16 protein-coding genes are annotated in these 19,568 nt (G+C 71.9%); 7 read left to right on the plus strand and 9 right to left on the minus strand.

Annotation, left to right across the window (positions count from 1 at the left end):
* Positions 1-1,368, plus strand: a 1,368-nt coding sequence (locus F1615_RS28035; RefSeq protein ID WP_208818424.1) for a fibronectin type III domain-containing protein, incomplete at its 5' end; no start/stop codon positions are given.
* 74 nt (positions 1,369-1,442) lie between these two features.
* On the opposite strand, the gene F1615_RS28040 is transcribed toward F1615_RS28035, so the two are convergent.
* The 5 genes from F1615_RS28040 to F1615_RS28060 are packed head-to-tail and all read right to left on the minus strand — an operon-like array spanning position 1,443 to position 8,873.
* Complete coding sequence (locus F1615_RS28040; RefSeq protein ID WP_149551842.1) at positions 1,443-4,364, minus strand: DUF5682 family protein; 2,922 nt, start codon at positions 4,362-4,364, stop codon at positions 1,443-1,445.
* Complete coding sequence (locus F1615_RS28045; protein WP_149551843.1) at positions 4,361-5,485, minus strand: ATP-binding protein; 1,125 nt, start codon at positions 5,483-5,485, stop codon at positions 4,361-4,363. Before F1615_RS28045 ends, F1615_RS28040 begins: the two co-directional genes overlap by 4 nt.
* Before the next feature lie 57 nt (positions 5,486-5,542).
* The gene (locus tag F1615_RS28050; protein WP_149551844.1) at positions 5,543-6,961 is read right to left on the minus strand and encodes a vWA domain-containing protein; all 1,419 of its coding nucleotides are present in this window, start codon (positions 6,959-6,961) and stop codon (positions 5,543-5,545) included.
* On the minus strand, positions 6,958-8,355 hold the full coding sequence (locus F1615_RS28055; RefSeq protein ID WP_149551845.1) for a hypothetical protein: 1,398 nt from the start codon (positions 8,353-8,355) through the stop codon (positions 6,958-6,960). The genes F1615_RS28050 and F1615_RS28055 overlap by 4 nt, the downstream gene beginning before the upstream one ends.
* Complete coding sequence (locus tag F1615_RS28060) at positions 8,355-8,873, minus strand: hypothetical protein (RefSeq protein WP_149551846.1); 519 nt, start codon at positions 8,871-8,873, stop codon at positions 8,355-8,357. The genes F1615_RS28055 and F1615_RS28060 overlap by 1 nt, the downstream gene beginning before the upstream one ends.
* Positions 8,874-9,127: 254 nt before the next feature.
* On the opposite strand from F1615_RS28060, the gene F1615_RS28065 reads away from it, so the two are divergent.
* Together F1615_RS28065 and F1615_RS28070 are read left to right on the plus strand one after the other, a co-directional pair.
* Positions 9,128-10,747, plus strand: a complete 1,620-nt coding sequence (locus tag F1615_RS28065) for a phosphodiester glycosidase family protein (RefSeq protein ID WP_149551847.1) — start codon at positions 9,128-9,130, stop codon at positions 10,745-10,747.
* Between the two features lie 64 nt (positions 10,748-10,811).
* On the plus strand, positions 10,812-11,858 hold the full coding sequence (locus tag F1615_RS28070; RefSeq protein WP_149551848.1) for an alpha/beta hydrolase: 1,047 nt from the start codon (positions 10,812-10,814) through the stop codon (positions 11,856-11,858).
* Positions 11,859-11,985: 127 nt separating this feature from the next.
* On the opposite strand, the gene F1615_RS28075 is transcribed toward F1615_RS28070, so the two are convergent.
* On the minus strand, positions 11,986-12,714 hold the full coding sequence (locus F1615_RS28075) for a TioE family transcriptional regulator (protein ID WP_149551849.1): 729 nt from the start codon (positions 12,712-12,714) through the stop codon (positions 11,986-11,988).
* Positions 12,715-12,772: 58 nt separating this feature from the next.
* Between F1615_RS28075 and F1615_RS28080 the strand changes: the two genes are divergently transcribed.
* The 4 genes from F1615_RS28080 to F1615_RS28095 all read left to right on the plus strand — a co-directional run bounded on the left by F1615_RS28080 (position 12,773) and on the right by F1615_RS28095 (position 17,722).
* A complete protein-coding gene (locus tag F1615_RS28080) occupies positions 12,773-13,978 on the plus strand; it encodes an erythromycin esterase family protein (protein WP_149551850.1) in 1,206 nt (401 codons plus the stop codon).
* A 53-nt stretch (positions 13,979-14,031) separates the two neighbouring features.
* Positions 14,032-14,511 (plus strand): hypothetical protein, encoded by a 480-nt coding sequence (locus F1615_RS28085; protein WP_149551851.1) that lies wholly within the window; start codon positions 14,032-14,034, stop codon positions 14,509-14,511.
* A complete protein-coding gene (locus F1615_RS28090) occupies positions 14,508-14,918 on the plus strand; it encodes a hypothetical protein (RefSeq protein WP_149551852.1) in 411 nt (136 codons plus the stop codon). The genes F1615_RS28085 and F1615_RS28090 overlap by 4 nt, the downstream gene beginning before the upstream one ends.
* Positions 14,919-15,109: 191 nt before the next feature.
* The gene (locus F1615_RS28095) at positions 15,110-17,722 is read left to right on the plus strand and encodes a tetratricopeptide repeat protein (RefSeq protein WP_149551853.1); all 2,613 of its coding nucleotides are present in this window, start codon (positions 15,110-15,112) and stop codon (positions 17,720-17,722) included.
* A 49-nt stretch (positions 17,723-17,771) separates the two neighbouring features.
* Here F1615_RS28095 and F1615_RS28100 read toward each other — a convergent pair whose 3' ends face one another.
* The 3 genes from F1615_RS28100 to F1615_RS28110 all read right to left on the minus strand — a co-directional run bounded on the left by F1615_RS28100 (position 17,772) and on the right by F1615_RS28110 (position 19,516).
* Positions 17,772-18,056, minus strand: a complete 285-nt coding sequence (locus F1615_RS28100; protein WP_149551854.1) for a hypothetical protein — start codon at positions 18,054-18,056, stop codon at positions 17,772-17,774.
* Between the two features lie 130 nt (positions 18,057-18,186).
* Entirely contained in the window at positions 18,187-19,113 is a 927-nt protein-coding gene (locus F1615_RS28105; protein ID WP_149551855.1) for a hypothetical protein, read from the minus strand.
* A 10-nt stretch (positions 19,114-19,123) separates the two neighbouring features.
* Complete coding sequence (locus F1615_RS28110) at positions 19,124-19,516, minus strand: hypothetical protein (RefSeq protein ID WP_149551856.1); 393 nt, start codon at positions 19,514-19,516, stop codon at positions 19,124-19,126.
* Positions 19,517-19,568 lie beyond the last annotated feature (52 nt).

Genomic DNA, 19,568 nt, shown 5'->3' on the forward strand with positions numbered 1-19,568 from the left:
CAGGTCTACCCCGAGGACTTCACCCACGACGTCGTGGGCATGGTGTGGAGCAGCGGCGGCGCCTACGCCACCTGGTGGACCGCCAACCCCGAGGAGATCCACGGCATCAACTTCCTCCCCATGACCGGTGGTTCGCTGCACCTGGCGCGCGAGAAGGAGATGCTGCGCCGCAGCGTGACCGAGATGGAGAAGGAGAACGGCGGACCGGCCGTCGAGTGGAAGGACATCTTCTGGCAGGTCCAGGCCCTCTACGACCCGGCCAAGGCCATGCAGTACTGGAACCAGTACAACGGCGGGTACGTCCCCGAGGCCGGCGAGACCAAGGCCCACACCTACCACTGGGTGTCCACGATGAACTCCATCGGCGCCCCGGACATGACCGTCACGGCCAACACCCCGACGGCCACCGTCTTCGACAAGAACGGCACCAGGACCTACGCCGCGCACAACTACGGTGCCGAGGAGTGCTCGGTGATCTTCTCCGACGGTGGCGTGCTGAACGTCCCGGCGAAGTCGACCGCGTCCGGAGCGGGCGACGACACCAGGCTCGACACGCTCTGCGGCGCCGCCGGCGGCGGCGAGGAGCCGCCTCCGGGCGACGAGAAGCCCTCCGCCCCCGGCACCCCGGCCACGAGCGACGTCACCGACACCTCCGTCAAGCTGACCTGGGACGCGGCGACCGACGACAAGGGCGTCAAGGACTACGACGTCTTCCGCGGCACCGCCAAGGTCGCCACCGTCACCGGCACCACGCACACCGACACCGGGCTGACCCCCGGAACCGAGTACACCTACAGCGTCAAGGCCCGCGACACCGCCGGCCAGGTCGGTCCGGCGAGCGGCACCGTGACCGTCACCACCACCGGTGACGCCCCTCCGCCGTACGTCACGGGCGACACCTTCTACCCGCGCTCGGGCGGCGGGCTCGCCACCGAGGCGGCCGCGACGGGCACCTCCGACACCATCCCGTCCGCCGGAGGGACCAACAACGACGGAACCCCGAAGAACCCGGTCGTCTACGAGGTCGAGAACGTCAAGGGCGACCTCAAGGCGGGCTCCGCCACCGCCTTCACGTTCAAGGTGGACGCGGGCACCTCCGTCGGCCACGCCCAGCAGGCCCGGGTGTCGTACGACCTGACCGGCGACGGCACGTTCGACCGCGTCGAGACGTTCCGCTACTTCGCCACCGACCCGGTACCCGGCTGGGAGGAGTACTCCTCGGCACGGCAGGGCCTGCACTCCGCCTCGGGCACCCTGGGCGACCTGGACGGCGGCACCGTCCGCGTCGAGGTCTGGAGCGCACTGGGCAACGGCCCCTCCACCCTCCAGGTGGGCACGGGCTCGGTGCTCACCATCCCGTTCGCCTGAACACCGGCCCGGTGGCGTGACGGCCCCCACGCCACCGGGCCCCTCGGCCGCACCGGGCCCACCGCACGCGGCCGTCATGTGGCGGGGAGCAGCACCCCCAGGGCCTCGGACGTGGCCGGATGACGCGCCACGAGCGCCGCGCCCGACGGGGGCCCGCCGGCCGCCGCGGCCCACGTGCCGTCGCACCCCAGCAGCTCCGCCACCGCGTCGCACGTCCGCGGATGCGCGGACAGCAACGCCGCGCCCGACGGGGCCGCCGGGACACCGGACCGCGCCCAGTCCTCCTCGCAGCCGAGCAGCCCCGCCACCGCGTCGCACGCCGCGGGGTGCACCGTGAGCAGCGCGGCGCCGCGCGGGACCACGGCCCCCGGCTGCGCCCGGGAGGCGGCGAAGGGATCGACCTCCGGCATCCGCCACGGCGGCGTCCACGCGTCCAGCGCCGCCAGCCGGCCCGGGAAGATCCGCCCCGCCTCCCGGATCAGCAGCGGGGCGAGATCCCCCGCGCCGGAGCGCAGGGTGGTGATCAGGAGCGGCAACCACGGCAGCAGCACCGCGTCCGGCAGTCGTCCGAACGCGTTCGACACCGCCTCCACGACCACGTCCGCCAGCCCCGGAACCGGCTCGAGGGCCTGCACGAAACCGCTGAGGTAACGCGGGTACGCGGGCACCACCAGCGGGTTGTCCAGCAGCGCCTCGCACCGCGCCCGCAGCTCCGCCCGGGACAGGGTGCCGAGCTGCACCTGCGCCGCCCACAGCAGGGCCGTCTTCGACGGGTCGTCCGGGTGCGACTGGGCGACCGCCAGCTCCAGCTGGGTCCGGTCGCAGCCCAGCGACAGCGCCAGGCTCTCCATGCTGAACAGGAAGCCGAGCATCGCCGCGACCTGTCCCACCGTCGCGTCCTCGTCACGGAAGGCCGTCGGCAGCAACGTGCAGTAGTGGGCGTAACCCGTCTTCACGAAGGACTCGATCCAGCCCGGCAGCACCGGCTCGCTGGTCCGGTAGTACGCCAGCAGCGCACGCGCCCGGCGCAGCACCTCCGGCGCCCCGTCGACACCGCGCTCCGCCGCGAGCACCTTCAGCGCGTGCGTGCCGAGCTCGTCGGCGAGACGGCGGCTGCGCAGGTACAGCAGCGTGTCCTCGACCGCCGCCAGCACGCTCGCCGCGGTCGCCTGCGGCCCGTACGCCTCGCGCCGCAGCCGCTGCTCCAGCACCTGCTCGAGACTGACACCCTCGTAGCCGAGCTCGATGAGGGCCCGCTGGTGGGTGCCGATCGCCAGGTCCCAGGACTCCTGGATCGACCGCTCACCGAGCCGCCGCTCGCCCATGATGGGCCGCGCGGCGCCGTGCGGCATGAGCCGCCGCAGCATCCACAGGATGTCGGAGCACGACTCGAGCTCCGGCCGGGACGTCATGTCAAGCAGCGCCCGCTGCACGCCGCGCTGCTGCAGCTTCAGCCCCAGCGGTTCGAGCCGGTCGTACACGTCGCGGGCGAGCGGCGGCAGCGCCTCGTAGCCCACCTGGCCGATCCGGTCGCCGCCCATCATGATCTCGACGAGCCGCCGCACGTCCCGCCGCCCGGGGACGCTGTCCTTCTCGATGCAGGTGACCGCCGCGTCCTGGAAGTCGTACGGCGTCGGCTTGGCGCGGTCCCGCATGCCGGCGAGCAGGATCGACGTCTCGAACACGGCGATGGCGTCGGCGGTGGAGGCGAGGTAGCCGTTGCGCCGGGCCGCCCGCACGATGTCCACCGACCAGCCGAGCAGTTCGGCCTCGTCCAGACCGTCGAGCACCGGCGGCCGGCGCAGGAACCCGGACAGCCTGTCCCCGGCGTCCGTGGACGGCGGAGCCGCCACGACCGGGGCGGCGACCGCCTTCCTCCCGGACTTCTTCGCCCCCGCCTGGCCCTGGAGCCGGTACGGCTTCACCCGGGTCCGCCTCAGGCTCTTCGCCCACTCCGTCGCCGCGATCGACACCGAACCGGCCGCCAGGCCGAACTGCGCCTCGATCGCCGTGTGACTGGACGGGATCAGCCCGTACTGCCAGGTGGTGGCGGTACACGGCGAGATCGTGAACGTGCCGGTGCTGCCGTGCACACCGAACTCCTCGACACGGCTCGCCGCGTGGAACGCCCCGCACACGTACAGGCAGTCCTCCGGATCCGTGCCGGTCGCCGCCAGGTGCTCACGCATCCGCGTCCACATGTACCGCTCGCGGTCCTCGTCCACCCGGACCCGGGCACCGTCGCCCGGGGCGAGCCGCCGGAACAGGCTGCCGATGAGGAACATGACCTGGCGGTAGGTGTCGTGGTCGGCGGCGCCGTCACCGAGCGGCACCTCGACGTACTGGTGCCACCACTCCGACCAGTGCCGCACCTTGCCGTGGCGCAGCAGGTGCTCCTCCAGCTCGGCGAAGCGCGGCCGCAGGTCGCCGATCTCCACCCCGACGGCCTCACCGTGCAGCGCGGCCTCCTCCTCGGCCGGGGGCTCGCTCCCCTCCGGGGCCCGCTCGCCCCTGCTGTCCCACTGGAAGACGTGGTCCGAGGACCGGTCGACGAGGACCAGTTCCACCCCCGGGGTGTCCAGGGCGTAGGCGATGACCTGGTACTCGGCGGACGCCTCGGTGATCGGCGCGACGACCGACAACGGCGCCCACTCCTGGGGGAAACCGTCGACATCGCCGGCGAACGCCTGCACCGCCACCGGAAGCCGGCAGTTGCGCAGCTCCGTCAGCAGCGGAGCCATGTCCTCGCACAGCTCCAGGTACACCACCTTCGGCTGCTTCTCCCGCAGCCGGCGGGCCATGGCGAGCGCCGAGGCGGGGGAGTGATGACAGACCGGGAAGATCTCCAGCGGCTCGCGCACCGCGCGGTCCACGTCGTCGACCATGCCGAGGAGGATGCCCTCCAGGGCGTCCGGCCCGCCCGCGAACGCGGCGGCCGCCTCCCGCAGTTGCCCGCGCAGCGCGGCGAAGGACGTGCTCTCCTGGGGCCCGCTCATGACAGGGTGGCGATCGCGTCGCGGCCGCCCTCCAGGAACTCGGGCCAGGAACCGCCCTCGTCCTTGCTGCGCGGCTCGACGACCCCGTGCAGGTACTTGTTGAGGATGGCCAGGTCCTCCGGCTCGCGCCGGGTGAGCGAACCGACCAGCGAGGAGGCCAGGGTGCGGGCGGTCAGGGCGCGCTCGCCGAAGAAGTTGCTGTGCAGGACCGCGTCCTCCAGCACACCGATCTGCTCGGCCGTCGACAGGGCCGACTCCAGCTTCTCGTCGTCGCTGCCGGCCGCCGCGGCGGACGCACGCAGGTCGGCGAAGCTCTGCAGCAGCACGTCGAGCAGGGTCGGCGGCACGTCCAGGTCGATCGAGTGCCGGCGCAGCAGCTCCTCGGTGCGGAAACGGACGATCTCCGCCTCGCTCTTCCTGTTCGTCACCACAGGTATGCGGACGAAGTTGAAGCGGCGCTTCAGCGCGGAGGAGAGGTCGTTGACGCCCCGGTCGCGGCTGTTGGCCGTGGCGATGATCGAGAAGCCCGGCTTGGCGAACACGATGTTGTCGTCGCCGGCTCCGCTCTCCAGCTCGGGCACGGAGATGTACTTCTCGGAGAGGATCGAGATCAGCGCGTCCTGGACGTCACTCGTGGACCGGGTCAGCTCCTCGAAGCGGCCGATGGCACCCGCCTCCATCGCGGTCATGATCGGCGAGGGAATCATCGACTCCCGCGACTGCCCCTTCGCGATGACCATGGAGACGTTCCACGAGTACTTGATGTGGTCCTCGGTCGTGCCGGCCGTGCCCTGCACCACCAGCGTGGAGTTGCGGCAGATCGCGGCGGACAGCAGCTCCGCCAGCCAGCTCTTGCCGGTGCCCGGGTCGCCGATGAGCAGCAGACCGCGGTCGGAGGCGAGCGTCACGATGGACCGCTCGACGAAGCTCCGGTCACCGAACCACTTCTGCGACACCTCCCGGTCCAGTCCGTCGGCCCGCTCGGAGCCGAGGATGAACAGGCGGACCATCTTCGGCGACAGGCGCCACGAGAACGGCTTGGGGTTGTCGTCGATGGACTCCAGCCAGTCGAGCTCCTCGGCGTACTTGATCTCGGCGGGCGCGCGCAGCAGGTCGGACATGAGGGGAAAGCCTTTCGTACGGTGATGATCAGAGGGAGACGTGTGGCGCTTCGCCGGTCACGTGAGGAAGGTCTTGAGCTCGTGCACGAGCTTTTTGATGTGGCCGGAGATCACCGGCGTACCGAGGTCCTTGAACTTCTCCCGGAACCACGGGTTGACGCTGCCGCGCCCGGAACTGGTCACCGAACCCACCGGGATGAACTTCGCCCCCGAGCGGTGAATCGCGGCCATGCTCTCGAACAGCTCGTCCGTGCGCCATTCGTAGAAGTCGGAGATCCACACCACGACCGTGTTGCGCGGCTCGGCGATCTTCGGCTGGGCGAGCGCCATCGCGACGGTGCCGTCGGTGCCGCCGCCGAGCTTGGTGCGCAGCAGCGTCTCGAACGGGTCGTGCGACCAGGGCGTGAGGTCCAGCGCCTGCGTGTCGTACGCGATGAGGTGCACGTCGACCTTCGGCAGCCCGGCGAATATGGACGCCAGGATCGTGCAGTTGACCATCGAGTCGACCATGGAGCCCGACTGGTCCACGACCACGATCAGCCGCTGCGGTGTCGTCTTGCGGCTGGTGTGCCGGTAGTAGAGCCGGTCGACGTAGAGCCGCTCCTCCTCCGGGCTCCAGTTGGTGAGGTTCTTCCAGATGGTGCGGTCGAGATCGAGATTGCGGAAGACCCGCTTGGGCGGGACGGACCGGTCGATGTCGCCGACCGTCGCCTTCTCCACCTGGCTGCGCAGGACTTGGGCCACCTCGTCGACATAACGCCGGATCAGCGCCTTGGCGTTGGCCAGGGCCACCCCGGAGAGGTTGTCCTTGTCCCGCAGCAGCTGCTCGATCAGCGACATGCTCGGCGTCAGCCGGGACGCCAGGGCGGGATCGGCCAGCACCTCGCGCAGACGCATCCGCTTGACGAGACCGGCCTCGATCGAACCCAGCTCGGGCCCGATCTCGGGAATCAGCCGGCTGAGGTCGGGCGCGGGCCCGCCGGCACCCGTACCGGTCGGACTGACACCTCCTCCGGACCCCGCCCGCCGGCCCCCGCCGCCGCGCAGGTCACCGGGCCGGCAGCCCAGCGCCCGCTCCAGCCAGCCCGCGTCGGACTGCCAGCGGGCCAGCTGCTCGGCGGTGACGGTGCCGGAGCCGGAGGCGAAGACGTTCAGCAGCACCTTCGACACGAGGGCCGCGCGCCGCACCTCCGCCGCCCGGTCACGGGTACCGTCCTCGTCCGGCCCGGGCGTCATCAGCCCGTCGAACTCGGCCGCCAGCTCCGGGTGCCGCTGCACCACGGAATCCACCGACGCCCCCGGGTCGAGCAGCGCCGACGGCAGACCGATGTCCTCGACCACGGCGAGACTCGCCGACTCCAGGGACGCCTGCTCCTCCGGGTCGAAGAGCCGGGCCAGCAGACGCCAGTAGAGCACCTGCCGCCGGTTCTCGTCGGGATCGGGCGCCGGGGCCCCTCCGCTCCTCTCCTCGCTCATTTCCGCAGCAGCCTTCCCGCCCGTTCACGCAGCACCGTGACGGTGTCGGTGGCCGCCTTCTCGGCCCGCACACCGGCCTTGTCGGACGTCCCACCGGCCCAGGCTCCCGCGTGCACGGCGACGGCCTTCTTCCGCACCGTCCGCTCGACGGCGAGCGGCTGCAGCACGAACGCCCCGGCGTCCCAGCGCAGCAGGCCGACACACGCACCGGATCCGGCAACGACCTCCGGGGTCAGCGGACCCGCGGCCGGAACGCGGTCCACGTCGACGGCGAGACGCTCTCCGGCCACCAGGAAGGCCGGCCCGTCCTCGCCCTCCTCCACCCCGTACCCCTCCAGCAGCACGGGCACGGCGATCCGCGCCGGATGCCGGTCCAACGGGGCGGTCGGAGAAGCGGCCGCGGAGGGCAGCGCGACCCGCGCGGTGGTGAACACCTCGGCGGGCTCACCCGTCCTGGCGCGGGCGTCGTCCCAGAGGAGATCGCCCTCGGCCGTGACCGGCATGGCGTCGAGCTCCATGGCACGCCCCTCACTCACGGCGGCCAGCAGGGACAGGTGCGGCCGGAGCAGCTGCCACAGCCCCGCCCCGACGACGCTGTCCGGCTTCGGCGCGGACACACTGGCCCGCACCAGCCGCGACGCACCACCGTCGGCCGGCTCGAACACCGCGTGCACCTGCGCCTGTACGGCGGTGGCGTGCTCCTGGACGTCCACCCCCAGCGGCAGCAGACGGCCGGTGACGTCGGCGACGGCGGGCGCGGAACCGGCGCCCGGCAGCGTCAGCAGCATCGCCCGCGACCACAGGTCGGCCCACCGGCGTACGGGAACGTGCTCCAGGGTCGCTCCGGGGCAGGAGGCGGCGAGCTCCGCGGCGAAGCCGTCGAGCAGCGTGGCCAGGCGCCGCAGACCGGGCTCGGGAAGCATCGCGGACACGACGGCCGCGGCCCCGGAGACCAGCTCGTGGTCGATGCCGCGCCACCCGGCCCGCGCCAGATCGCACAGCCAACTGCGCGCGGCCACATGAAGGTTGACCGCGTGCTCCGCGCCCCCGGCCGCGGCCGTGTCGCCGCCTGCCTCGGCGCGCGGCCGGCCGACGGCCTCCTCGACCCGCACGAGCAGCGCGTCGTGCACGCTGCCGAGCAGCGCGGTGCGCGCGGCGGCGAGCGCCACGAAGTGGTCCTCGCCGGCGGCCCCGGCAGCCGTCTTCTCGGCCGCCTCGGCGACCCGCCCGGCCAGCGGCGACCCGGCGACGGCATCGGCGAGCCCGGCCAGTCCCACGGCCTGGGCGGGCTGCGGACGGAGCAGACCGTCCACGAGAGCCTCGTCGAAACCGTCCACGGCGGCGAGGGCCTCGTCGAGCCCGTCGACGACATCGGTCAGCAGATCGGCACGCATCAGGCCACCGCCCTCGTGGTCGGGAACCACTGCATCTCGGGCAACGGAGCGGTCGTCGGCTCGAATTCGAGATAGGCCAGGTGCCGCAGGAACCGGCTGAACACCTGGGCCGCGGCCGAACTGTCCCCCTGCGCGGGCCGCGTCGAGACCATGGCACCGGTGACGGTGTGCGCGTCCGCCTCCTCACCGGGGACGTCCACCTTCAGATACCGGACCACACGCTCCGCACCGTACTGGAGTACCGCCTCACCGATGAGCGCCCGTATGTGGTTGCAGAACGACCCGCGAGCCCCACCGCACGGACGGTTGTTGTTGGTGCTGCACGCGAACGCGTACGTCCCCGCCTCGACCGACGACACGTACACCCGCCCGATGTCCGAGCCACTGGACACCACACCCTGCAGGCGCCCGTCCGCCAACTCCACGAACGGCACCTTGGCGAGCTTCCGGGGCCGCGCGGACGGCACCACCCGCGCCGTACTCGACCTCTCCCAGACGGACAACGCACCATCTCCCATGCATGCGAAAGGGGACGTCCTCGCCGGACCGGCGGGACGGAAGGAAATCTATCGACGCCCACTGACAACCGCGTCCGGACGCCGGACACCGGCCCCGGGGGGCGTTCTTGACGTGCGTCAGAACCGGTCGATACTTGTCCAACGTGCGTTAAGTGACTGTTCGTGACCCCGTCGGCGCGGGTGGGGAGAGTGACGCGTGTGCCACCGGAACGTCGTGTGCACGAGGCCTTGATGCCCCTCCCCAGGCGGTGCTGATGAAGAAGAGACTGTGCGGTGCGGTCGCCGTCCTCGGCGTCGTCCTGGCGGTGACCGGACCACCGGTCCAGGCATCCGCCGACTCCCGGGCGGGCAGGCCCGCCACCGCCCTGCCGCTGGGCGCGCCGGACCTGACGGAGACCCGCACCACGCGCACCCTGCAGCCGGGCGTCACCCTCACCCGCATCGTGCGCGGCGCCGTGGACCCCTCGCACCACTGGACGGTCGAGGCGTCCATCCCCGGCGGCGGCACCTCACCGGACCCGGACGCGCCGCCGGCCACCCTCAAGGACAGGGCGAGCGCCGACGAACTGGCCGCCGAGCTGGGACGCGAGGGATTCCGGGCCCGCGTGGAGCGGGTGACGACACCGAGGACGGCCGACTACGCGGGCGGCACCCTCGGCTGGCGGGTCCGCATCGGCTCCTTCGGCTCCCAGTCCGCCGCCACCTCCGAACGCACCCGGCTCAGGGCGGCCGGATTCACCGGATCGGTCACCTACACCGGCTGGGACGGCGGGACAGCGGACCGCGGCCCCTGGCGCGTCGACGTCCTCACCATCGACCCGCGCTCGTTCCGCGGGAGGCTGGACGCAACGTACGGCCCGGACCTGGAGAACCGCGAGACCACCAGCGCGCTGTCCGACGCCGCCGGCGCCACCGCCGCCGTCAACGCCGGCTTCTTCGTCCTCGACCCCCGCGCGGGCGCCCCCGGCGACCCGGCCGGCGTGGGCGTGTACGACGGCGGGCTGCTGAGCGAACCCGTGAGCGGACGCCCCGCCCTGGTCGTCCACGACAACGGCCGGCGGACGGACGTCACCCGCCTCACGTGGCAGGGACGGGTCACCACCGGGCACACCTCCCTGCCCCTGAACGGCATCAACCGCGTGCCGGGCCTGATCAGGAACTGCGGCGGCGGCGCGGGCGACAGCCCGACCGCCCTGCCCCTGCACGACGTGACCTGCACCAACCCCGACCAACTCGTCGCCTTCACACCCGAGTACGGCCGGAGCACACCGCAGGGCGAGGGCACGGAAGCCGTCCTGGACGCCCGCGGCCGGGTCGTCGAGCTGCGCACCCCGCGCGGTGGCCCGCTCCCCTCCGGCGGCAGTTCGGTCCAGGCGACCGGACGACGCGTCGCCGACCTGACGGCGTCGGCCCGGCCCGGCGACCGCCTGCACCTCGGGACCACCCTGCTCGACGACCGAGGACACCGCGTCCCGGCCTCCTCCGGGACGGACATCGTCAACGCGGGCCCGGAACTGGTCCGCGACGGCCGGCTCCACGTCACCCCCGCCACCGACGGCATGGTCCACCCGGGCGACCCGAGCTGGTACTACGGCTGGGTGCACAAGCGCAACCCGCGCACCCTGGCCGGAGTCGACGCGGCCGGCCGCACGGTCCTCGTCACCGCCGACGGCCGCAGCACCGACGCCCTCGGACTGAGCATCACCGAGGCCGCGGAGGTCGCCCGGTCCCTCGGCCTGCGCGACGCGGTCAACCTCGACGGCGGCGGCTCGACGACGATGGTGGCGAACGGCGCCGTGATCAACGACCCGTCCGACGCCGCGGGCGAACGCCCGGTCGGCGACGCGCTGCTGATCCTGCCGCGCAGAGACTGACGCCTGCCCCGCCCGTTCCGCAGAACCACCCTTGCAGCGACGAAGCGCATCACAGGGAGCCGCCGTGCACGCGACTGCGACCACCGTCCTGAACCGCAGAAACCGCCTCCTGCTCGTCCTCGCCGTGCTGCTCGCCACCCTCACCCCGACCGTCCCGGCGCCGGCCGGTGCGGCCGAGCCGGCCGAGGCACTGGGCGCAGCCGGGGCCTCCCGCCACTCGCCCTCCCGCGGCGCCGAAGTCGTGGGCGTCACCCGGGTCGCGGACCGCCAGACCGACCTGTCGGTCCGCTCCACGGCACTCGGCGGCCGAACGGTCAAGGTCCGCCTCCTCACCCCCGACGGCTGGAACCCGGCCGACCGACGCCGACACTGGCCCACCTTCTGGCTCCTGCACGGCTGCTGCGGCGACTACACGTCCTGGACCGCCAGGACCGACGTCGCCGACATCGACAGCCTGCGCGACGTCCTCGTCGTCATGCCCGAGGCCGGCTGGAACGGCTGGTACAGCGACTGGTGGAATTACGGCCGGGGCGGCGACCCCGCCTGGGAGACCTTCCACACCGTGGAGCTGCGGCACCTCCTGGAGAGCGACTGGGGAGCCGGCCGCGACCGCGTCGTGGCCGGCCTCTCGATGGGGGGCCAGGGCGCCCTCCTGTACGCCGCCCGCCACCCCGGCATGTTCAAGGCGACCGCCGCCTACTCCGGCTCCGCGCACCCGCTCCTGAACGACGAGTCGGTCGACCGCGTCATGGGCTTCTTCGCGGGCCAGAACAACGACCCCCTGCGTGTCTGGGGCGACCCGGTCGCCCAGCGCCACATCTGGCGGGCCCACGACCCCTTCCACCTGGCCAGGCGTCTCACGTCACTCCCCGTCCACCTGTCCTGCGGTGACGGCACCACCGGCCCGCTGGACGCACCGGGCGGCACGAGCGCCCTCGAGGCCGACTTCAACCGCCAGAACCACGCCCTGGCCGCGGAGTTGAGGCGCGTGGGCGCGAAGCACCTGACCACCCACTTCTACGGTCCGGGCACCCACTCCTGGGCGTACTGGGAACGCGAACTGCACGCGTCGTTGCCGATGCTGCTCGGCGCGCTGCGGGTCGAGGGCTGAGGCCTCTGGGAGTCTGTCGCATGCCGGGCGCGGGCAGTCCGTGGCCGGTCGCGCGGTTCCCCACGCCCCTGGGGTGCAGCCCGGACCGGAGTGCGAAGAGCGGGCCGGGCGCCGGGTGCGACGGCACTCATCCGCGGGCGCGCAGGTACGCCTCCAGCTCGGCGGCCCCGGTCAGCAGCGCCCGCCCACGGGCGGACAGCCGGCCGTGCCAGTCGCGCAGCGCCCCCTCCAGGGGCTCCAGCCCGCCGGCCGTCCGCACCTGCGTGATCAACGGGGCGATCTGTTCCAGCAGATGGCCCCCGCGCCTGAGCTGGTGGACCAGCCGCGCGTCGCGCACGTCGGCCTCGTCGTAGACCCGGTACCCGGTCACCGGGTCACGGCGCGGCCGCACGAGCCCGGCGTCCTCCCACTTGCGCAACGTCGCCGCCCGGATGCCGAGCTCCTCGGCCAGCGGGCCGATGAACGTACGGCCCGTCCGGTACGGGTCGGGCCCAGGGCCCGTCCGGGGTGAGAGGTCGTGCAGGGCCCTCTCGACGGCCTGGAGTGTGCGCCGGTCGTCGAGGAGCTGGACGTGGCTCTCGTCGATCAGGCGGAACGCCTCGTCGGGCGTCTCCCGGTTCACGGCCTGCATGATCGCCGTCGCCGTCCGGTGGCCGTGGCCGGGTACCAGGGCGAGGAACGCGCCGAGGGCCCGTTCGTGCAGGGGTGTGTAGGCGCGGTAGCCCGTGGCGGTGCGGTCGGCGGCGGGAAGGATGCCGGCGTCCTCGTAGTTCCTGACCGCCTGGGTGGACAGACCGTGCCGTCGTGCCAGGTCGATCGGCCTGAGTTTCTCACCGCTTTGAAGGTTGCGCCCCACGGAACGGACGATATCGCGCCCAAGTCTCCACCGAAAGTTCAACGATACCGTTGAGGCCATGGCAACCGACATCAAGGACATCGCCCACTCCGTCGACGCGGCGGCCGTGATGAGACTGCTTCCCGCCCGCCCACGCGTGCTCGCCCTGGGCGAGCCCACCCACGGCGAGGACGCGCTGCTCGACCTCCGCAACGACCTCTTCCGGCAGCTCGTCGAGCGGGAGGGCTACCGGACGATCGCGCTCGAGACCGACTGCGTGGCGGGCCTGGCCGTGGACGCGTACGTCACCTCCGGCACCGGCGCCCTGGACGAGGTCATGGAGCACGGGTTCAGCCACGCATGGGGCGCGTCAGCGGCCAACCGCGAACTGGTGCGCTGGATGCGGGAGTACAACAACGACCGCCCGGGACCCGAGCAGGTCCGCTTCGCGGGCATCGACGGCCCCCTGGAGATCACCGGCGCCGCGAGCCCGCGCCAGTCCCTCACCGCCCTCCACGCCTGCCTCGCGGCCCACGTCGACCCGACGCTGCTCCCCTGCACCGCGGACACGCTCGACCGCCTGCTCGGCCCCGACGAGCCGTGGACCGACGCGGCCGTGATGACCGACCCGTCCCGGTCCGTGGGCCGGTCGGCCGAGGCGAGGGAGTTGCGGCTGCTCGCCGACGACCTGGTGACACTGCTCGACACGCAGGCACCCCATCTGCTCACGGTGACCTCCCGCGACGACCGGGACCGGGCGCGCCTGTACGGGCGTACCGCCACCGGCCTGCTGCGCTACCACTTCTGGATGGCCGACACCTCACCGGCCCGCATGACCCACCTGCTGGCCACGCGGGACCACATGATGACCGGCAACCTCCTCGCGCTCGCCGCGCGTGGCCCGGTACTCGTCCACGCCCACAACAGCCACCTGCAGCGGGACAAGAGCTCGATGCGCATGTGGGACCACCCGCTGCTGGAGTGGTGGAGCGCCGGCGCCCTCGTGAGCGCCCGCCTGGGCGAGGAGTACGCCTTCCTGGCCACCGCCCTCGGCACGATCCGGCACCACGGAGTGGACACACCGCCCCCGGACACCCTGGAAGGACTCCTGTACGCCCTCCCGGACGACCCCTGCGTCATCGACTCCTCCCGGCTGGCCGACACTCTCGGTGACCCCCCTCCCGCGCCCCGGGTATCCCCGTACTTCGGCTACGCCCCACTCGACCCGGCCCAACTGCCGCGCATGCAGGGGGTGGTGTACGTCAGGGACGTCCCGCGCGACTAGGGTCTGTTCCCCGTGAGGTCGTACTCGGCCCTCTCACCTCCACTCGGAAGGACGTGACGGCGCTGCTGCTGGGTCTGGGTCTCTTCGTGGTCTGCGCCGTCGGCGCGCTCGTCGCCGCGGCGGGCGTCGTCTCGGTGGCGCTCCCGGGCAGGCCCGAGCCCTGGGCGGTGCACCTGCTGCGCCGTGCGGCGGCAACCGCCGCGTGGGCGGCCGCGGCCGTCTACTCCCTCGGGTTCTTCGGCGTCGCGGCGTCTGAGCAGGCGTTCGGCGACGGCGCGGACTCGATCCCGGCCCCGGCTTGCCGCGACGGCTTCGACGAGGAGACGAGGCAGGGCCTGACCCACCACCGGTCCTCGTACCTGCCGCTGCGCTTCGACTGCGTCCGCGACGACGGCTCGGTCTACCCCAGTGACCCCGACCACGTGTGGATGAACTGGTCGAGCGCGTCCCTGGCCCTGTCCGCCGCCCTGCTCGCCATCGGAGCGGCCTACGCAACCGAGTACCGCACCCGCAAGGCCGCAGCGGCGTCATGACGCTGCTCGCGGTCTTCGCCGTGCTCGTGATCGCCCGGGTGGCGCTGCGCGGCCTGCTGGTGCATCCGCTCCTGCCGTGGTGGGTGCGGACCACGGTGTTCTGGTCGTTGCCGCTCGGCGCCCTCACCTGGGCCGTGATCATGACGGCGGACGACCCCTTCCTCTTCCCGGACACCGCTCCCTGCCCCAGGGAACCGATGCGCGAGGGCGTCCTGGGGGACGGGGAGGTCTCGGGCATCTCCACCCCGTTCCCGCCGCGCGCCTACTGCCAGTGGGAGGACGGCACCGTCTACGACCTCGCGCCCGGGGCCACGTTCCTCTTCTGGGTCTTCTTCGCCCTGACGGTCGTACCGCTCGGAGCGGGACTGTGGCACGCCCTGAGGGATCCGAGGTCGCTCCTGCGCTGAGGTCGGTGCGACATGTTCCCACCGCCGTCAGCGGCAACGCCGCCTTTTGGGGGCGCGAGAATAAGCTCGAAGGCCGAATTCCGACGGGCACTGCTGTGTAGTGTGCCCTTGCGACGAGGAACTTTACGGCGTTTGCGGGGGTGTGCGATGGGTCCAGTGGAAGCGGCTGGAACGGCGCCGGGAGCCGGCCGGTGAACGGTGGGGGTGGCTCGCAGGACCGGCCGCGGGCGAGCCTACGGGCCGACGCCGACAGCGGTGGGCGGGTTTACCAGGCGCTCGGCAACCAGTACATCTACGAAGGCCGGCCCGTAGCGCCCGCCTCGGTCACCAACACGCTCCCTCGTGACACGTTCGCGTTCAACGGACGCGATGGGGAGCTGACACGGCTCATCAACGCTGTGCATCAGGCGTCCGAGTCCGAGGGGCCGTTACCGGTGTTCGCGATCGACGGAATGCCGGGCATCGGGAAGACCGCGTTCGCGATCCGAGCAGCACATCTGCTGGCCGGTTCCTTCCCCGACGGGACGCTCTTCGTCAACCTGCACGCACACAGCACAGGGCAGCTTCCGGTCGAACCGGTCGATGTGATCGGCTCGCTGCTGAGCATCGTCGGGGTGGCCGCGCAGAACGTCCCCGCCGGGTTGGACGCGCGTGCCGCCATGTGGCGTGACCGGCTCGCCGACAAGCGGCTCCTGCTCATCCTCGACAACGTGGCAGGCCACCGCCAGGTGGAGCCGTTGCTGCCCGGGGCGGACAACTGCCTGGTCCTCGTCACCAGCCGAAGACGGCTCGCCGCCCTGGACGGAGCGGTCTCGATCTCGTTGGGCACCCTTGCTCCCGCCGAAGCCGTCGCCTTGCTGAGTGCCCTCTCGGGCCGGGACCTCTCCCACACGGAACCTGTCGCCGATGCTCTCGTTCGTCTCTGCGGCTGCCTTCCGCTGGCCGTCTCACTGCTGGCCGGCAGGCTTCGTCACCATCCTCTCTGGCGGCTCGAAGACCTCGTGGAGGACATGACGGACGCACAGGCGAGGCTGGACGAGCTCCAAGCGGAGGACCGCGCGGTGGCCGCCACGTTCGAACTGTCCTACCGGGACTTACCCGACGACCTGAGGATCTTCTTCCGGCGGCTGGGGCTCCATCCCGGTGAGGAAATCGACGACTGGGCCGCGGCGGCGCTCACCGGGGTTCCGCGCGGGAAGGCCCGGCGTCACCTGGCGGCTCTCTACGACGACCATCTGATCGACGAACTGCGCCACGGCCGCTATCGCATGCACGACCTGATTCGCGACTACACGCGTGCTCTTGCCGAAGCGGACGGGACCACGAGCAACGAGGAAGCCGTCGGCCGACTGTTTGACTACTACCAGCGCACTGCCTCTCTTGCCGACCAGCAGTTGAGCCGTACCCTCCGGACAGGCATCCCCTCCGCCTCCGGAGCGTCGGACGCTCCCCATCTGACGACCCGTACCCAGGCGTTGAAGTGGATGGAGAGTGAACGAGCCAACCTTCTCGCCTGTGCTCAACGCACCATTCAGCGTGCCCAGCATCCGAGGGTCGTGCAATTCGCCCGGTCCATGGCGGGATATCTCCAGCAGGCAGGGCCCTGGGACCGGGCCATCGAGATCCATCGCGCGGCCACGGCCGCGGCGGAGCACAATGCCAACGCTCCGGAACAGGCACGTGCTCTCGTTCGACTGGCGACCGTGCAGTACCTGAGCGGAGACTACCCGCAGGCCCGCGAAGCGGTGAACCGTGCTCTCCGCCTCTACCGCGACGCGAATGACCCTTCGGGACAGGCGTCCGCGCTGTGCCATCTCGGCATCATCCACAAACTGACCAACGACCACGACGTGGCCGTCGAGGCCCTGGAACAGTCGCTGTCGCTCTATCGCGACCTCGCCGACCAGGAAGGGCAGGCCGACGCCCTCACCCAGTTCGGAATCGTCCGGTACTGGCAGTCGGACTATCCGGGCGCCACCCTTTTGCTGAAACAGGCGTTGCGGCTCTACCGGAGCACGGAGAACGGTCTGGGGCAGGCCAACGCTCTGCACCACCTGGGCCTGGTCCGGTGGCTTCTCGACGACTACCCGATGGCGGCCGAAGCGCTCGAGAAGGCCATCGCTCTCTATCGGGAACACGGCAATCTCATCGGGATGGCCGAAGCGCAGAACTGGCTGGGGGCGGTGTGGTGCGTCACCGGCAGGTACGACGCCGCGGCTCAGACGCAACGCGAGGCACTGGCCGTCTTCCGTGACATGGGCAGTCGCTTCAACGAGTCGGAGGCGCTCTACAACCTGGGCGTCACGCTCGGCTACGTCGAGGACTACGACGGGGCGGTGAAGTTCCTGGAAGAATCCCTGGCCATGTGCCGATTGGTGCACAGCCCTCTCGGCGAGGCGGATGCGCTGTGGGCCCTCGGCTCAATGTATCGGCGTACCGGCGCCCACGCTGTGGCCGCCGAAACCCTCGACCAGTCGCTGGCGCTCTACCGAGAGTTGGACAACGCCCTGGGAGAAGCCGCCGCTCTCAATGAGATCGGGCAGCTGTCGTTCGCTTCGGGCCAGCACGCCCGGGCACTGGAGCATCACGAGTCGGCGCTGTCCCTCGCACGCTCGCTCAGCAGCCCCTTCGAGGAAGCCCTCGCGCTTGTCGGGATCGGTCGTCATGCCCACCACGCGGGTGAGACCGAGGCCGCCGTCGAACACCTCCGAGAGGCGCATGCGATGCTCCAGCGCATCGGAGCGGCCGAAGCGAAGAACGTCGAGCGTGAGCTGGCCGGCCTCGTGCGGGGCCCGGACGACTGACCTCCGACACCGGCCGTCCGCCAGGCTGTCCGTGCACCTGTGCCACTGGCTACACCGAGGAAGTGAACGTGGAGCGGTTCGCCGCGGGCAAGGTCCTGCGCAGCAGGTACCGGCTGGACCGCATCCTGGGCAGTCTCGTGAAGGTCCTCTCCGAGAGCGCGTGCTGCGACTGGTCGACGACCGGCCGCCCGTCCGCCGTCGCACCGCCGCAACTCGTGCGGACGTAGCACGGATTGAGGCGTACGTCGTCCCCGGCCAGCGGGACCGTGCTGGTGCCGTCCTGCGCGTACGTCGTCGTGAGGTACTGCGGCCGGGCGGGCGGCACGGCGGGCACGGACGCCGCTCATGCCCACCTTGCTCGGGAATGCTCCGTGTGTGCGGCTTGATGGGGCGCCATGCGTTGATTCGCGGGTGGCGATGGTGCACGTACCGCGCGGCGCCCGGGCCCCGTACGTGTCCCGCCGTCACTCGGCCTTCCTGAACATCGCCGACATGCCGTCTCCCGTGTCCTGGTCCAGCCGCCCTTGCGCATCCGGGGACATCAGCCCGATCCGGGTGGCCAGCTCGCGGCCGTGAACGTCGACGGCGGCCTCGATGAGTCCCGCGAGTGCGTCAAGTGCGGTGCGGGCGCGCGTCCGGGCGACGGCCGCGCAGCCGACGGCGGCCAGCGCGGCCGGCCACCACCAGCAGGCGAGCAGGGCGTAGCCGACGGCCCAGGCGGCGAGGCGGGCGGCGGCACTGAAGGAGTCGTGTGCCGACTGAATCTGGCGTACGGCGGGTTCGGGGAGGATCAGCCACAACCTGGGCCACAGGACGGCGAGGTCCACCCCGTAGGCGGCCTCGACGCGATCGGCCGCTGCCTGCATGCGGTCGCCGTACCAGGTGGGGCGGGCCGGTTCGCGCAGCGCGATACGGGCGCGGGCCTCGGTGAGGGTATGGATCCGTGCCAGAGTGTCACCCGGGATCACCACCGCACCGTCGGGTCCGGTACCGGCGTGGTGGGCGTGACCGACGGCCTCGGTGAGCTGCGCGTCAATCCGCCGCCACCGGCGGGCCCGGCGTGCCGTCCTGGCGCGTGAGAACGGGTCCCGGCCGAAGCGCAGCCGGCACCGCTCGATCCCGCCGCCGAGGAACTGCGCGGCGAGTGAGGCCGCGGTCGCGGTGAGCAGGACGAGGGCGACCAGGAGCGCGGCGGTGCCGGTGCGGTCCAGGGCGGGGCGGGCGGCGAGGTCGTCCAGGGTGGTGCGCAGCCGGTCGACATCGTGCCAGTGGCGGTGCCCCAGGGTGGCGCCGACGGCGGTCGCGGCGAGGAACAGGGCACCGGGGAGGACCAGCGAATTCAGCCAGCGTTCGGTGAGTTTGCCGCCCAGGGTGGCGAGGAGGGGGTTCACGGGGGCGGGGTCACTGTGCCGAGCCCAGCCGGCTCTTGCGCATGCGGGTGCCGTGGACGGCGCAGTACGGGGCGGGGAGCAGGTCGCGGGCCCGTTCCACGCGGGCGCAGAGGGGCGCCCCGGGGCAGACGGCCACCTTGATGTGGGGCGCGATGCCGGGAGCCGTGGCGCCTCGGGATCCGCCGACCAGCCCGCGTGCGTCCCCGTTCCGGCGCAACGCCGTGTCCAGGGCGCGGTAGCAGGCCGCGAGTTCGCCGGCGTCCGCACCCGACCGCAGCAGGTCGCGCGCACGCTCGGCCGCCTCCCTGACCCCGGGCTGCCGCAGGTCCTCAGGCGAGCCGAGCAGGGCGCACAGTGCCGCTGCCGCTCTGTCGGGTCGGGGTAAGTAGGGAGATGCGGTCATGGTCCAAGTGTGCCGTAATTCAGGCAGAGTTGAGAGCCTGTTGACGCGCCGA

The organism is Streptomyces marokkonensis (assembly GCF_008312835.1).
GTDB lineage: Bacteria > Actinomycetota > Actinomycetes > Streptomycetales > Streptomycetaceae > Streptomyces > Streptomyces marokkonensis_A.

Bases quoted from the DNA above. Each gene is read 5' to 3' on its own strand.
- F1615_RS28045 (WP_149551843.1), bottom strand. From the start codon at position 5,485: ATGTCCGACCTGCTGCGCGCGCCCGCCGAGATCAAGTACGCCGAGGAG.
- F1615_RS28080 (WP_149551850.1), top strand. From the start codon at position 12,773: ATGGCAACCGACATCAAGGACATCGCCCACTCCGTCGACGCGGCGGCC.
- F1615_RS28060 (WP_149551846.1), bottom strand. From the start codon at position 8,873: ATGGGAGATGGTGCGTTGTCCGTCTGGGAGAGGTCGAGTACGGCGCGG.
- F1615_RS28065 (WP_149551847.1), top strand. From the start codon at position 9,128: ATGAAGAAGAGACTGTGCGGTGCGGTCGCCGTCCTCGGCGTCGTCCTG.
- F1615_RS28090 (WP_149551852.1), top strand. From the start codon at position 14,508: ATGACGCTGCTCGCGGTCTTCGCCGTGCTCGTGATCGCCCGGGTGGCG.
- F1615_RS28050 (WP_149551844.1), bottom strand. From the start codon at position 6,961: ATGAGCGAGGAGAGGAGCGGAGGGGCCCCGGCGCCCGATCCCGACGAG.
- F1615_RS28055 (WP_149551845.1), bottom strand. From the start codon at position 8,355: ATGCGTGCCGATCTGCTGACCGATGTCGTCGACGGGCTCGACGAGGCC.
- F1615_RS28110 (WP_149551856.1), bottom strand. From the start codon at position 19,516: ATGACCGCATCTCCCTACTTACCCCGACCCGACAGAGCGGCAGCGGCA.
- F1615_RS28040 (WP_149551842.1), bottom strand. From the start codon at position 4,364: ATGAGCGGGCCCCAGGAGAGCACGTCCTTCGCCGCGCTGCGCGGGCAA.